We start from the raw sequence: 13,934 nt of genomic DNA, 5'->3' as shown, positions 1-13,934 counted from the left end.
GCTCCAGCCTACCGGGAGTCAGCTGCGGCGCAGCCGCGAGGCAACCCGTGCGATGGCCTTCGCGGGTCCCTCGGCGCGGAGGTAGTGCCAGAACATGCGGGCGTCGTGGGCGGCTCCGTAGGGCTTGCGGCGCTTGCCGCCGGCCGAGCGGCTGGCGCGTCCGGTCGCGTGGTCCGCGGCCCGGTGCGGGGCGCGCACGAACTCGACGAGCGGCGCGAGCGCCCGCTCCCACGCGAACTGCTCGCGCACGCGCTCGACGTTGGCGCGCGTCATCCGAGCGAAGTCCTCGTCAAAGAGCACGCGCTCGATCGCGGCCTCGAGGGCGGCGACGTCCTGTGCGGGCACGACGACGCCGAGCCCCTCGGCCTCCACGAGCTCGGCGAAGCTGTCGCCGTCGGTGACGACCATGGGCAGGCCCGCCCAGAGGTAGTCGAGGATGCGCGTGCGGAACGCGAAGGTCGTCTCGATGTGCGACATGTGGGTGCTCACGCCGGCGTCGGCCTCGAGCAGGTAGTTCTGGCGCTGGTCGTACTGCACCCAGGTCTCGTTGAAGAACACGGACCGGTCGAGCGCGCCGAGCTCGCGGGCGAGGTCGAACGACTCGCGCACGATCCCCATCTCGTCGACTCCGGGATGCCTCGTGCCCAGGAAGAACAGCTTCACCCCGTCGCGGCGCGCGGATACCCCCGCGACCGCGCGGATGAGCGAGAGCGGGTCGAACCAGTTGTACAGCCCGCCGCCCCAGATGAGCAGCTTGTCGTCGGCGGTGATGCCGTCCCGGACGCCCTTGACGACCTCCGCCTCGTGCACGGGCCGCTCGGCGGAGAGCCCGAACGGCGCGACGGCGATGAGCTGCGACAGGTGCGGGTCGTTCTCGTAGGTGGCCGGGTTCACGCGGCCGAGGGTGGTGAGCTGGCCGAGGTAGAACAGCCGCTGCCGCTCGGACGCGCACAGGAAGAAGTCCGCGAGCGCGAGCTGCTCGTTGAGCACGGCGGTGGCCGTGGTGACGCGCAGGTTCCACGTCGCGGGCCCGAGCTCGCGACCCTGCTCGAGCATCTCCAGGTGCATGGGGTCGTAGATGTCGGCGACCACGACCTTCTCGGTGCGGCGCAGCGCGTCGAACTGGGCCATCGCGTGGCCCTGGAACACGATCACGTCCGCCCACGCCTCGAGCGCGGCGAACGCCTCGTCATCCCCGGGTACCACGCGGTGCAGCGCGAACGGAGCCTCCACCGGCTCGAGGAGGGTCGTGGTCAGGAGGGCGACCTCGTTGCCGTCGGCGGTGAGCACCGACGCCATGTTCCAGGCCCGGATCGCGGGTCCCGCCATGCGCGGGCCGACCGGGTCGCCCGTGATGACGAGGACCTTCGTCACTGCTTCTCCGCGAGCAGCCGCGCCAGGTACTCCCCGTATCCGCTCTTGAGCAGCGGCTGCGCGAGCGCGGCCAGCTGCGCGTCGTCGATCCAGCCGGCGCGCCAGGCGAGCTCCTCGATGCACCCGATCTTGTAGCCCTGGCGGTCCTCGATCACCCGCACGAACTCGCTCGCCTGCACCATCGAGACGAACGTGCCGGTGTCAAGCCACGCGGTGCCCCGGTCGAGCACATCGACCCTCAGTGCGCCGCGGTCGAGGTAGTGCTCGTTGACCGTGGAGATCTCGAGCTCGCCCCGCGCGCTCGGGGTGATCGTCTTCGCGATCTCGACTACCGAGTTGTCGTAGAAGTAGAGGCCGGGAACGGCGAAGTTGCTCTTGGGCTGCTCGGGCTTCTCCTCGATGGACACGGCGCGGAGGTCAGCATCGAACTCGACGACGCCGTAGGCCCGCGGGTTGCTCACGTGGTACGCGAAGATCAGGGCGCCGTCGATGTCGGCGTGGCTGCTCAGACTCGACCCGAGGCCCGCGCCGTGGAAGATGTTGTCGCCGAGCACGAGGGCGACCTTCTCCCCGCCGATGAACTCCTCGCCGATGAGGAAGGCCTGCGCGAGCCCGTCGGGCGAGGGCTGCACCGCGTACTGAAGTGAGATGCCGAGCTCGCTGCCGTCACCGAGCAGACGGCGGAAGGACTCCTGGTCGTCGGGCGTCGTGATGATCAGGATCTCCCGGATGCCCGCGCTCATGAGCGTCGAGAGGGGGTAGTAGATCATCGGCTTGTCGTAAATGGGCATGAGCTGCTTCGAGATGCCCTTGGTGATGGGCCACAGCCGTGTGCCGCTGCCGCCGGCGAGGATGATTCCGCGCATGTCAGACCGCGCCTTCCGCGTAGAACGCCGTGAGAGCTGCGTAGTCGGGCAGGGCGCCCGCCGCGAGCAGCTCGGCCAGGGTCGGCGCCGCGAGGTCCTTCGCCGAGAGCACGGGCTCGCCCAGCTCGGCCGGGAACACGAGGCCGATCTCCGGGTCGAGCGGGGTGAGGTCGTGCTCGGCCGCGGGGTTGTAGGTCGAGCTCACCAGGTACGTGAGGGTGGCGTCGTCAGTGAGGGCGACGAAGGCGTGCCCGAGCCCCTCGGAGATGAACACGGAGCGGCGGGTCTGGGAGTCGAGCACCACCGAGTCCCACTGGCCGAACGTGGGCGAGCCGACGCGGATGTCGATCACGAAGTCGATGCCGGCGCCGTGCGCGACCGAGACGTACTTGGCCTGGCCGGGAGGGGTGTCGGCGAAGTGGATGCCGCGGACCACTCCGCGCCGCGAGACAGAGGTGTTCCCCTGCTTGAGCGCGAACGGCCGCCCGGTCGCCTGCTCGAGGGTGTCGTACCGGAAGGATTCGAGGAACAGCCCCCGGTCGTCCGGCCACGGCACCGGGGTGATCTCCCACGCGTCGGCGATGGCCAGCTCTCGAATCTGCACGGCCTCGATCCTAACGTGCGGGGCTCAGCGGTCGGGCTGGACGACGTCGCGCACGGCGTCCGGGATGCCCCTGCTATAGCGCGCGTAGCGGCCGCCGAGCACGGCACCGAGCACGGGGAGCACCCGCAGCACGCGCACGCGCGGGAGACTGCGGCGGAACTTCTCGTGCGCGAGCTTGCGCCGCGCCGAGTCGGCGCGGGCCGGCGCCACCACCTCGATGCGCCCCACGAGCGCGGTCGCGCGGTCGACGAGGATGTCATTGCGGCCGGTGCGCGGCTCGAGCAGCTTGCCGATCTTGTACCGGAGCGTGGGCTTGCTCGCCCCGATCTGGTTGCCGCCGTGCTGCCGGTAGTCGATGAGCTCCGCGTCCACGAGGGCGGTGCGGGCGACCGCGGCGGCGATGATCGCCAGCCACTCGTCGTGCACCCAGGACGGCGGGAACGGCCGCGCCGGCTCGAGCAGCTCGCGGCGGAGCACGGCCGTCGCGCCGGTCACGAGGTTGCGGCGCAGGAAGGTGTCGTAGCTGCGGCCGTCCGCGAGCTCGCGCCGTTCGGCGGCGGTGGCCTCGAGGCTCTCGAGCAGGGTAGACGGGAGCCGCTGCAGCTGTCCGTCCACGAGCGCGGCGTCCGAGTGCACGAGCAGGGTGCCCTCCCCGAAGGCGGCGACGATGCGCTCGAGCTTGTCGGGGTGCCAGACGTCGTCCTGATCGCACAGGGCGATGAGCTCGCCGGTGCACGCGGAGGCCGCCTGCTCGAAGTTCGCGACGACGCCGAGTGCCGGGGAGTTGCGGAGCACGACGAGACTCACGCCCGAGCCCGCCACCGCCGCCTCGACGATCGCGACCGTGTCATCCGTCGACGCGTCGTCCGACAGGACGATCTCGCTCACCGGAACCGTCTGCCGCAGGATGCTCTCGACCTGCTCGCGCACATACCGCCCGCCGTTGTGCGTGCAGAGCGCGACGGAGATCGAGGGGGCGGACATGCGTCAAGGCTACAATTGCTGACCATGCCCCCCGCCCCCGAGCTGCCTGAGGTGGTCGTGCTCCTCGCGACCTACAACGGGCGCCGCTGGCTCCCCGAGCAGCTCGCGAGCATTCTCAGCCAGGAGGGCGTGCGCGTCCGCGTCGTCGCCCTCGACGACGAGTCGACCGACGGCACGCGCGAGTGGCTCCTCGATCAGGCAGCGGGCGACCCCCGTGTGACGGTGCTGCCGTCGATGGGGCCCTCCGGCGGCTCCGCACCGAATTTCTACCGGCTCGCTCAGCTGGTCTCCCCTCCGGCGGACGGCTACCTCGCGTTCAGCGACCAGGACGACGTCTGGCTGCCGGGCAAGCTCGAGCGGCACGTGCGCCTGCTGCGCGAGGGCGGCCACGACGGGGTCTCGGGCAGCATCACTGCCTTCACGCCCGCCGGCGTCCGCACTCTCATCAAGAAGGACTACCCCCAGCGCGAGTTCGACTACCTCACAGAGAGCCCCGGCCCGGGCTCGACGTTCGTGCTCACGCCTCGCCTCGCCGCCCTCGTCGCCGCGCAGCTCGCCGACGACGACTCCCCCGCGCGCACCGCCGACTTCCACGACTCCCTCATCTATGCGCTCGCCCGCGGCGCCAACCTGTCCTGGCACATCGACGGCACCCCGACGCTCGACTACCGGCAGCACGACGACAACGTCATGGGCTCGAACACCGGCGTCGGCTCGGCGCTCGCGCGCCTGAAGCTCATCCGCGAGCACTGGCACCGCCAGCAGGCTATCGTCCACGCCCGGGCGGCGCTCAAGGTCGCGCCTGCGGAGACCCGGCCGGGGCTGGAGGGCATGCTCGCCCTGCTCGAGGGCCGGGGCATCCGGGCCCGCTGGGCGCTCGCCCGCCGCTCGGAGCAGATGCGCCGCCGCCCGCGCGACCGGAGGATAATTGGACTTTTGATCGCGATCGGCGTGTGGTGAGGAACCAATGAGAATTCTCGTGACCGGCGGGGCCGGCTTCATCGGCTCGAACTTCGTACGCCGCACCCTCGAGGACGCGTACCCGGGGCTCGAGGGCGCCGAGGTCGTCGTTCTCGACGCCCTGACCTACTCGGGCAACCCCGAGAACCTCGCGCCGGTGGCATCAAGCACGCGGTACTCCTTCGTGCACGGCGACATCCGCGACGCCGAGCTGCTTGACGCCCTTCTGCCGACGGTCGACGCCGTCGTGCACTTCGCCGCCGAGTCGCACGTCGACCGCTCGGTGCGCGACTCCGGCATCTTCGTCGAGACCAACGTGCTGGGCACGCAGCGGCTGCTCGACGCCGCCCTGCGCCACGACCTGAAGCGCTTCGTGCACGTGAGCACCGACGAGGTGTACGGCTCGATCGCCGAGGGCTCGTGGGACGAGTCGCGCCCACTGGAGCCCAACTCCCCCTACTCCGCGTCGAAGGCCGGCAGCGACCTGCTCGCACGGAGCTACTTCCGCACGCACGGCCTCAACCTCTCGATCACCCGGTGCTCGAACAACTACGGCCCGTACCACTTCCCGGAGAAGGTCATCCCGCTCTTCGTCACGAACCTCATCGACGACAAGCACGTGCCGCTCTACGGCGAGGGGAACAACATCCGCGACTGGCTGCACGTGGACGACCACACGCGCGGCATCGCGATGGTGCTCGTGAACGGCCGCGCCGGCGAGATCTACAACATCGGCGGCGGCACCGAGCTCACCAACAAGGAGCTCACGCAGCTGCTCCTCGACGCGACCGGCAAGGACTGGTCCTACGTCGACCGCGTGCAGGATCGGCTGGGCCACGACCTGCGCTACAGCGTCGACATCTCCAAGATCCGGGCCGAGCTCGGCTACGAGCCGCTCGTGCCGTTCGAGCAGGGTCTCGCCGACGTCGTGCAGTGGTACCGCGACAACCGCGCGTGGTGGGAGCCGCTCAAGGCGCGCGCCGCCCTGTGACCCGCGCACCTGAGAAGCGCTGGCTCGTCACGGGTGCGGGCGGCATGCTCGGCACCGACCTCATGGCGGTGCTGGGCGACCGGGATGCCACGGGCCTCACCCGCGCCGAGCTCGATGTCACCGACCCGGGCGCCGTCCTCGCCGCTGTCGAGGGCTTCGACGTGGTCGTCAACGCCTCCGCCTACACGAGGGTGGACGACGCTGAGACCCACGAGCAGGACGCCCACGCGGTGAACACCCTCGGCGCCCAGAACCTCGCGCGCGCGACCGCGGCCCACGGCGCCGCGCTCGTGCAGCTCTCCACCGACTACGTCTTCGACGGGCGCGCCACGGCGCCGTACCCCGAGGATGCGCCGCGCGATCCGCAGTCCGCCTACGGGCGCACCAAGGCCCGGGGCGAGGTGCTCGCCCTCGAGGCGGACCCGGCGGGCACGCGCATCCTGCGCACTGCGTACCTCTACGGCGAGCACGGCCCCAGCTTCCCCAGGACCATGCTGCGCCTTGCGGCGGAGCGCGAGACCGTCGACGTCGTGACGGACCAGATCGGCCAGCCCACCTGGACCATGGACCTCGCCCGGCAGATCGTGCGGATGGCCGACGCGGACGCGCCCGCCGGCATCTACCACGGAACGAGCTCCGGGCAGGCGAGCTGGTTCGAGTTCGCCCGCGCAGTGTTCGAGCTCGGCGGGCACGATCCTGATAGGGTCAAGCCGACCGACAGCGCACACTTCGTCCGCCCGGCTCCGCGCCCCTCCTACTCCGTCCTCGGCCACGATGCGTGGCTCGCGGCGGGGATCGAGCCGCTGCGGGACTGGCGGGAGGCGCTGGCCGCGGCATTCAGTTCGGGAGCCCTGGAAGCACAATGACCACTCTCCGCGTCATCATGGACGAGATGCTCGTCTCAGCGCCCGGGAGCGTCGGGCGGTACACCGAGGAGCTCGTGCGCGAGCTCATCGCCACGGCCCCGCGGGGCTGCTACGTGGAGGCCGTGGTCGCGGCATCCCCGGAGCCCGACTACATCGCGATCGAGGAGCGCCTGCCCGGGCTGCGCGCCCTGCACAAGAGCACCCTCGCCCGCCGCGAGCTGCAGGCGGCCTGGCAGCACGGCTTCACGCGCCTGCCGGGCAAGGGCATGGTGCACGCGACGAGCCTGCTCGCGCCGCTCGCCCGCCACGACCGCCTCAACGACGGCGACCAGATCGCCGTGACCGTGCACGACACGGTCGCGTGGTCCCGCCCCGACTCCCTCAGCCCCCGCACGGTCTCCTGGCAGCGGTCCATGCTCAAGCGAGCGCAGCGCTACGCCGACGCGATCGTCGTGCCCAGCCACGCCGTGGCCGGCCAGCTCGGGGAGATCATCGACCTGGGCGACCGCGTGCGCGTGATCAGCGGCGCGGCGAGCACCGCCCTCGACGTCCCCGTCGACGCCCAGGAGCGCGCCGAGCGCCTCGGCCTGCCCGACAGCTACGTGCTCGCCATCGGCGGGCTCGAGCCGCGCAAGGGCATCGACCAGCTCGTCGCCGGCATGCCGCGCGTCTCCGGCGGCGTGCCCCTGCTCATTGTCGGCCCCGACCCGGACGACGCGGCCCTCGCGGCCGCGGTCGCGGCCGCCGGCCTCGACTCCTCGCGCGTCCGCGGGCTCGGCACCCTCACGGACGAGGACCTCGCCGTCGCCGTCGACCGCGCCGCCGTCTTCGCCTACCCGAACCTCGAAGAGGGCTTTGGGATGCCCGTGCTCGAGGCCTTCGCGCTGGGAACGCCGGTCGTCCACTCCGACGCGCCCGCCCTGCTCGAGCTCGCCGTCGACGCCGGAGTCGTCGTCGAGCGCGGCGACGACGAGGGCTACCCGGAGCGCCTCGCGGACGGCATCAACTCCGTGCTGGGCGACCCCGCCCTCGCCGAGCGGCTCGCGTACTCGGGCTCGGACCGCGCCAAGGCATTCAGCTGGCGCAGCTCGGCCGAGAAGGTCTGGCAGCTGCACGCCGACCTGTAGCGGGTTGAGTAGCGCGCTCTGGCGCGCGTATCGAGACGGTTTCGATACGGCCGCGGGCGGCCTACTCAACCGGCCTGTCGGCCGCTAGCCCTTCGGGTCCGGCGGCGTGATCGTGAGCGCCTCTGACACGAGCTGCAGGACGTAGTCGAAATCGGGGTCCTCGGGGTCCACGTCCGGCGGGACGAGCTCCAGGGTCGCGATCTCCTGGCTGCGCGATTTGCCCGCGAGGTCGACGAACTGGCCGAGCACTGCCTGCGGGATGTCGGTGCTGACCACCTGCGCGCCGGCCTGCGCCACCGACTGGAACTTCGTGAGGATGTTCGCCGGCTCGAACTGCTGCAGGATCGCCTCCTGCACCTGGCGCTGGCGCTCCATGCGCGCGTAATCCGTGGTGCCGGCTCGAATCCGCGCGTAGGCGAGCGCCTTCGGGCCGTCCATGAGCTGCACACCGGGCTCGATCCACGTCGTGTCCGGGTCGTAGGGCTGGCCGTTCTCGTCGACCTCGTCGGTGATCGGCAGGCGATCCGCCACGGTGATCGTGATGCCGCCGAGGGCGTCGATCAGGTCGGCGAACCCCTGCATGTCGATGAGCACGTAGTACTGGATCGTGATGCCCAACAGGCCCTCGACCGCATCCCGCATGCCCTCGATGCCCGGGTTGCTGCCGTTCTTCACGGCGTCGGGGTAGAGGTCGGGGTGGTCGAGCTCGACCTCGGTGTAGATCGAGTTGATGAGGCACACATCGACGTCGCAGCCGTCGGTGCCGTAGCCGTTCGGGTACTCGGCCAGCATGGGCGAGCCCTCGACGAACGGCACGTACTCCATGTTGCGCGGGATGCCGATGATCGTCGCCTTGCCGGTGTCGGCCTCGACGCTCACGACCGAGATGCTGTCCGGCCGCAGGCCGTCGCGGTCGGGGCCGGCGTCGCCGCCCAGGAGCATGAAGTTGTAGCGGCCGTCAACGGGCGGCACCACGGTCTGCCCGGCGAAGACATCGCCCACCGTGTCGCGGGTGACCCCGGCCACCATGACGCCGTACGCGGCCGTGCCGCCCACGGCGACGAGGGCGACGACCGCGAGCCCCGCCACCGCCGCACGGGCCTTCGGCGCGACCCTGACCAGGCGGATGAGGCGGACGGTGTCGATCGACAGGATGATCCACAGCACGGCGTAGAACAGGATCGCGGCCTGGGCGATCCACAGCGCGAAGTAGTTCGTGGCGAAGGTGATGAACGTGGGCCGCACCAGGAAGTACATCCCGACTGCGACGATCACCACCGCCCACAGGATGAACGTCGTGGTGACCGCGAACCGGCCGAGCTTCCGGTTGCCGGCGATGAGCTGGGGCGAGCCCGGGATGAGCACGTTCAGCAGCACGAGCACCCACGCCCGCCGCGTCATGACGCTCGGGTTGCGCAGGTCCGGGTAGCGGACGGGGCTCGTGGCCGTCATAGCGAGCGGTTGAGGGCGGCGTTCTTCTCCACCACGAGGGCCTCGAGCGACCGCGCGAACTCCGCGAGCTTCTCCGTCAGGGCCGCATCCCCCGACGCCAGGATGCGGGCCGCGAGAAGTCCTGCGTTGCGCGCGCCGCCGATGGAGACGGTCGCGACCGGGATGCCCGCCGGCATCTGCACGATGGAGAGCAGTGAGTCGAGCCCGTCGAGCTTCGCCAGCGGCACGGGCACTCCGATCACGGGGAGCGTGGTCACGGAGGCGAGCATGCCCGGCAGGTGCGCGGCGCCGCCGGCACCGGCGATGATGACCCGGATGCCGCGGCCCGCCGCCTCCTTGCCGAAGGCGATCATCCGCTCGGGGGTGCGGTGCGCCGAGACCACCTGCACCTCGTGCGCGATCCCGAACTCCGTGAGGGCGGCGGACGCGTCGGCCATCACGCTCCAGTCGGAGTCGGAGCCCATGACGACGGCTACTAGTGGTTCGGTCACCCGATAAGCGTAGGTGTCAATCCTCAAAGAACGCCGCTGCGGCACGCGCCCGGAACACGACCTCTTCGAGCTCGTCGCCGCCCGCCGTGACGTGCCCGACCTTGCGGCCGGGGCGCGGCTCCTTGCCGTAGAAGTGGTACTTCGCCGCGGGCTGGTCAGCGAGCGCGGCGGGGTAGCGGTTCTCGCTCGTGCCACCCAGGACGTTGACCATGACGCTCCACGGCTCTCGGGCGCCGGTCGGGCCGAGCGGCAGGTCCAGGACCGCGCGAAGGTGCTGCTCGAACTGGCTCGTGGCGGAGCCGTCGATAGTCCAGTGCCCGCTGTTGTGGGGCCGCATCGCGAGCTCGTTGATGAGGATGCGCTCGTCCGTCGTCTCGAAGAGCTCGACCGCGAGCGCGCCCGTCACGCCGAGCTCGGCGGCGATGGCGGTCGCGACCTCGGCGGCGACCTCGCGCAGCCGGCTCGAGGCGCCGGGGGCCGGCGCGATGACCTCGACGCACACTCCCCCGCGCTGGATCGACTCCACGAGCGGCCAGAGGGCGATCTCGCCGCTCGGGCGCCGCGCGAGCATCTGCGACAGCTCCCGCCGGAACTCGACGAGCTCCTCGACGAGCAGCGGGTCGTCGTCGTCGAACCATTCCGCGACCTCGGCACCGGACGACACGACGCGCACGCCCTTGCCGTCGTAGCCGCCGCGCGCGGTCTTCACGACGGCCCGCCCGCCGTGGGCGGCGATGAAGGCGTCGAGATCGGCGATGGACGACACGGCGGCCCACTCCGGCACGGGAAGGCCGAGCGCGGTGAGCCGCTCGCGCATGCGCAGCTTGTCCTGCGCGAAGAGCAGCGCGTCGGGCCCGGGATGCACTGCAGCACCGGAGGCCACGAGCGCGCGCAGCACCGCCTGCGGAACGTGCTCGTGGTCGAATGTGACGACGTCCACGCCCTCCGCAAAACGCAGGACATCGTCAACGCTGCGGTAGTCGCCGAGCTGCGTGACGGCGATCCCGGCCGATTCTCCTTCGTTTTCGGCGAGCACCCGGATGCCCAGCCCGAGCTCGATCGCCGGGGGGACCATCATCCGCGCGAGCTGGCCGCCGCCGATGACACCTACTGTCAGGGACACTCAGTTCTCCTCAGTTACACTGCACCGACCACTCCATTCTGTCGCACCCCGGGGGAACGCCATGCGCCTGCTGATGTCCCAGCTCGCGCGCTTCGGCGTCGTCGGCATCATCGGCTTCGTGATCGACGTGGGCGTCTTCAACCTCCTGCGCGCGACGGTGCTCGAGCCCTCGAACATCCACGAGGGCCCCTTCATCGCGAAGGTCATTTCCACCTGCCTCGCCATCGCCGCCAACTACGTGGGCAACCGGTACTGGACATTCGGCGCGACGAAGCGCGACCAGGTCGTGCGGGAGGGCGTCGAGTTCGTGATCGTGAGCCTCGGCGGCATGCTCATCACGCTCGCGTGCCTGTGGATCTCGCACTACGCCCTGGGGTTCACGAGCGTGCTCGCCGACAACATCTCGGGCAACGTGATCGGCCTCGGGCTCGGCACGGTCTTCCGCTTCGCGTTCTACCGGTCGTGGGTGTTCCACCCCAGCCGGTCGATGCCGTTGAGGCCCGCCGATGACGGGGTGGGGCCGCTACGGCCTGCCGAGGGCGCGGTACTGCCAGCCGGCGCTGCGCCAGGCGACCGGGTCGAGGCAGTTCCTGCCGTCGACGATCGCGCGGGTGCCCACGACTGACCCGAGCTGTACCGGGTCCAGTTCGCGGTACTGCGCCCACTCGGTGAGCAGGAGCACGGCATCCGCGCCCTCCGCCGCCTCTTCCGGGCTCGCGACGTAGTCGAGCGTCGGGCGGATCCGGCGGGATGTCTCGATCGCCTCCGGGTCCGTCGCGCGCACGATCGCGCCGAGCTCGGCCAGCCGGGCCGCCACGTCGAGCGCCGGGGAGTCGCGGACGTCGTCCGAGTCCGGCTTGAACGCGAGGCCGAGCACCGCGATGCGCTTGCCCTCGAGCTCGCCGCCGAGCACCTCCCGCGCGAGGTCCACCATGCGCTCGCGGCGGCGCAGGTTGATCGAGTCGACCTCCCGCAGGAAGCCGAGCGCCTGGTCGACGCCGAGCTCCTCCGCGCGGGCCATGAACCCGCGGATGTCCTTCGGCAGGCACCCGCCGCCGAAGCCGAGGCCCGCGTTGAGGAACCGCCGCCCGATGCGCGCGTCGTAGCCGATCGCGTCGGCGAGCTGGGTCACGTCGGCCCCGGTCGCCTCCGCGACCTCCGCCATGGCGTTGATGAACGAGATCTTCGTCGCGAGGAACGCGTTCGCCGCGACCTTCACGAGCTCGGCGGTCGCGAAGTCGGTGACGACCACGGGGGTGCCGCGGGAGATCGTCGCCGCGTAGAGCTCGTTGAGCGCAGCGACGGAGGCGTCATCGCCCGGTCGGACGCCGTACACGAGCCGGTCGGGCGAGAGCGTGTCCTTCACGGCGAAGCCCTCGCGCAGGAACTCCGGGTTCCAGGCGAGGCGGCCGCCGGCTCCCTCGACGAGGTCGGCGAGCCGTGCGGCGGTCCCCACCGGCACCGTGCTCTTGCCCGCCACCAGGTCGCCCGGCTGCAGGTGCGGGAGGACCGCGGCGACGGCGGCATCCACATACCGCAGGTCCGCCGCGTAGCTGTCGCCGAGCTGGGGCGTGCCGACGGCGACGAAGTGCACTGCCGCACCCCGCACCTCGGCGATGTCGGTGGTGAAGCGCAGGCGCCCGGTCGCGAGCGACGAGGCGAGGATGTCGCTGAGCCCGGGCTCGAAGAACGGCGCGACCCCCGAGGAGAGCTGCGCGATCTTCGCGGGGTCGACGTCCACGCCGACCACCTCGTGGCCCAGATCCGCCATGGCGGCGGCATGCACGGCACCGAGGTAGCCGCACCCGATCACGGAGATTTTCACGCGTGCACCCTATCTGACCCGAATGACGGCTCGGTGCCCTCGACGAGGTCGTGGATGGCCGCCTGCACGAGCCCGGCGGCCGGCACGTCCCGCAGCACCACGTCCTCCGCCACGGCCACGTCCCCGCTGCGGAACACGGCCTGCAGACCGCGCCGCTCCACGCTCACGGCCTCGATGCGGCTCAGCAGCACCTCGTGGCGCGTGCGCGCGAGGATCCCGGATGCCACGACCACCCGCCGGGTCGTGATCGTGTAGTTGCGCGAGGCCCACCGCAGCAGGGGCGCGAGCCAGCCCACGAGTGCCACGGCCCCCGCCACCGAGAGCAGCACGGTGTTCTGCCACTGTTCACGGAACGTTCCCGAGAGGAAGCCGACGCCCGCCGCCACGACGAGCAGCAGCACCGTGGGCCAGAACAGCGCCCGTGCGTGCGGGCGGAGCCGGGCGACCACGGTCTCGGTCACTGGTACCTCAGGTGCGTGACGTCGCCCGCCGCGACCGCGCGCGGCTCGGCTCTGCGCCCGTTCTCGTCGAGCGGCTGGACGACGAGCCGGCCCTCGGCGTCGATACCTGTCGCGGTGCCGAACAGCTCGTCGCCGCCCGGCAGCTCCACGCGCACGCCGCGGCCGATCGTGCTGCACTCCGCCTCGACGAGCGCCCGGATGTCGCTGCCCCCGAGCATCCCGTCGTAGAGCTCCTTCAGCTGGCCGAGGTAGGCGGCGAGCGCCCGGTCCACGAGGCCGTCCGCGGGGGCGCCCACGAGGGTGAGGGACGTGGAGACCGGGGTCGGCAGCTCGGACTCCTCCATGGTGAGGTTGAGGCCCGCGCCGATCACGACGCCCGCGCCCGGCACGAGCTCGGCGAGGAGGCCCGAGACCTTCAGCCCGTCGACCTGCACGTCGTTCGGCCATTTCAGCGTCACGGCGTGGCCGTCGACCAGGGAGCGCACCGCCCTCGTCATCGCGAGGCCGGCCAGCAGCGGCAGCCAGCCGAGCCGGTCCGGCGGGGAGAGCAGCACGGAGACGGCGATCGTCTTGCCGGGCGGGGCCGTCCAGGTACGGCCGAGCCTGCCCCGGCCCGCGGTCTGGTTGGTCGTGACGACCACCGAGAACTCGGGCTCGCCGCCCGCCCGCGCCCGCTCGACCAGCACGGCGTTCGTGGAGCCCGCCTCGTCGAGCACGTCGAGGCGGGTGGCGATGGCGCTGCTGAGGGGAAGGCTCATGCCCCCATCTTTGTACCTTCCCCCAAAGTCGTGCGGGAGGCGGGGTGGGTAA

Annotated in this window: 15 protein-coding genes and 1 pseudogene; 6 read left to right on the top strand and 10 right to left on the bottom strand. The window is 71.3% G+C overall.

Annotated features, from left to right (window positions below):
- Positions 1-18 precede the first annotated feature (18 nt).
- From AC1RTC_RS10150 to AC1RTC_RS10135, 4 genes are read right to left on the bottom strand one after another with little or no spacing between them, the layout of a single operon-like run.
- The gene (locus AC1RTC_RS10150; protein WP_493155409.1) at positions 19-1,374 is read right to left on the bottom strand and encodes a glycosyltransferase family 4 protein; all 1,356 of its coding nucleotides are present in this window, start codon (positions 1,372-1,374) and stop codon (positions 19-21) included.
- The gene (gene rfbA, locus AC1RTC_RS10145) at positions 1,371-2,240 is read right to left on the bottom strand and encodes a glucose-1-phosphate thymidylyltransferase RfbA (protein WP_493155408.1); all 870 of its coding nucleotides are present in this window, start codon (positions 2,238-2,240) and stop codon (positions 1,371-1,373) included. The genes AC1RTC_RS10150 and rfbA overlap by 4 nt, the downstream gene beginning before the upstream one ends.
- A gap of 1 nt (position 2,241) precedes the next feature.
- Positions 2,242-2,844: a dTDP-4-dehydrorhamnose 3,5-epimerase family protein gene (locus AC1RTC_RS10140; RefSeq protein WP_493155407.1), complete on the bottom strand. Its 603-nt coding sequence runs from the start codon at positions 2,842-2,844 to the stop codon at positions 2,242-2,244.
- Positions 2,845-2,868: 24 nt separating this feature from the next.
- Positions 2,869-3,828, bottom strand: a complete 960-nt coding sequence (locus AC1RTC_RS10135; protein WP_493155406.1) for a glycosyltransferase family 2 protein — start codon at positions 3,826-3,828, stop codon at positions 2,869-2,871.
- A 24-nt stretch (positions 3,829-3,852) separates the two neighbouring features.
- On the opposite strand from AC1RTC_RS10135, the gene AC1RTC_RS10130 reads away from it, so the two are divergent.
- From AC1RTC_RS10130 to AC1RTC_RS10110, 5 genes and pseudogenes are all read left to right on the top strand, one after another.
- Complete coding sequence (locus tag AC1RTC_RS10130) at positions 3,853-4,788, top strand: glycosyltransferase (RefSeq protein ID WP_493155405.1); 936 nt, start codon at positions 3,853-3,855, stop codon at positions 4,786-4,788.
- A gap of 7 nt (positions 4,789-4,795) precedes the next feature.
- Positions 4,796-5,779: a dTDP-glucose 4,6-dehydratase gene (gene rfbB, locus AC1RTC_RS10125; RefSeq protein WP_493155404.1), complete on the top strand. Its 984-nt coding sequence runs from the start codon at positions 4,796-4,798 to the stop codon at positions 5,777-5,779.
- Entirely contained in the window at positions 5,776-6,645 is an 870-nt protein-coding gene (gene rfbD / locus AC1RTC_RS10120; RefSeq protein WP_493155403.1) for a dTDP-4-dehydrorhamnose reductase, read from the top strand. Before rfbB ends, rfbD begins: the two co-directional genes overlap by 4 nt.
- Positions 6,642-7,178, top strand: a pseudogene (locus tag AC1RTC_RS10115) (glycosyltransferase); the annotation flags it as partial. The gene rfbD and the pseudogene AC1RTC_RS10115, both read left to right, overlap by 4 nt.
- Positions 7,155-7,772: a glycosyltransferase family 4 protein gene (locus AC1RTC_RS10110; RefSeq protein WP_493155579.1), complete on the top strand. Its 618-nt coding sequence runs from the start codon at positions 7,155-7,157 to the stop codon at positions 7,770-7,772. The pseudogene AC1RTC_RS10115 and the gene AC1RTC_RS10110, both read left to right, overlap by 24 nt.
- A gap of 84 nt (positions 7,773-7,856) precedes the next feature.
- Here AC1RTC_RS10110 and AC1RTC_RS10105 read toward each other — a convergent pair whose 3' ends face one another.
- From AC1RTC_RS10105 to AC1RTC_RS10095, 3 genes are read right to left on the bottom strand one after another with little or no spacing between them, the layout of a single operon-like run.
- On the bottom strand, positions 7,857-9,224 hold the full coding sequence (locus AC1RTC_RS10105; RefSeq protein ID WP_493155402.1) for an LCP family protein: 1,368 nt from the start codon (positions 9,222-9,224) through the stop codon (positions 7,857-7,859).
- Positions 9,221-9,688: a 5-(carboxyamino)imidazole ribonucleotide mutase gene (purE, locus tag AC1RTC_RS10100; RefSeq protein WP_493155578.1), complete on the bottom strand. Its 468-nt coding sequence runs from the start codon at positions 9,686-9,688 to the stop codon at positions 9,221-9,223. The genes AC1RTC_RS10105 and purE overlap by 4 nt, the downstream gene beginning before the upstream one ends.
- Positions 9,689-9,731: 43 nt before the next feature.
- Entirely contained in the window at positions 9,732-10,838 is a 1,107-nt protein-coding gene (locus AC1RTC_RS10095; RefSeq protein ID WP_493155401.1) for a 5-(carboxyamino)imidazole ribonucleotide synthase, read from the bottom strand.
- Positions 10,839-10,899: 61 nt separating this feature from the next.
- On the opposite strand from AC1RTC_RS10095, the gene AC1RTC_RS10090 reads away from it, so the two are divergent.
- Positions 10,900-11,463 carry a GtrA family protein gene (locus tag AC1RTC_RS10090; protein WP_493155400.1) on the top strand — a complete coding sequence of 188 codons (564 nt, stop codon included), beginning with the start codon at positions 10,900-10,902 and terminating at the stop codon, positions 11,461-11,463.
- Here the strand turns inward: AC1RTC_RS10090 and AC1RTC_RS10085 are convergent.
- From AC1RTC_RS10085 to AC1RTC_RS10075, 3 genes are read right to left on the bottom strand one after another with little or no spacing between them, the layout of a single operon-like run.
- Positions 11,362-12,663 (bottom strand): UDP-glucose dehydrogenase family protein, encoded by a 1,302-nt coding sequence (locus AC1RTC_RS10085; RefSeq protein WP_493155399.1) that lies wholly within the window; start codon positions 12,661-12,663, stop codon positions 11,362-11,364. The two genes, AC1RTC_RS10090 and AC1RTC_RS10085, sit on opposite strands and share 102 nt — an antisense overlap.
- Positions 12,660-13,124: a PH domain-containing protein gene (locus AC1RTC_RS10080; protein ID WP_493155398.1), complete on the bottom strand. Its 465-nt coding sequence runs from the start codon at positions 13,122-13,124 to the stop codon at positions 12,660-12,662. The genes AC1RTC_RS10085 and AC1RTC_RS10080 overlap by 4 nt, the downstream gene beginning before the upstream one ends.
- Entirely contained in the window at positions 13,121-13,882 is a 762-nt protein-coding gene (locus AC1RTC_RS10075; RefSeq protein ID WP_493155397.1) for a biotin--[acetyl-CoA-carboxylase] ligase, read from the bottom strand. Before AC1RTC_RS10075 ends, AC1RTC_RS10080 begins: the two co-directional genes overlap by 4 nt.
- Positions 13,883-13,934: the final 52 nt, after the last annotated feature.

The sequence above is a fragment of the Rhodoglobus sp. GW821-FHT12B09 genome (assembly GCF_058809925.1).
This window is presented reverse-complemented; position numbering and strand designations above follow the sequence as displayed.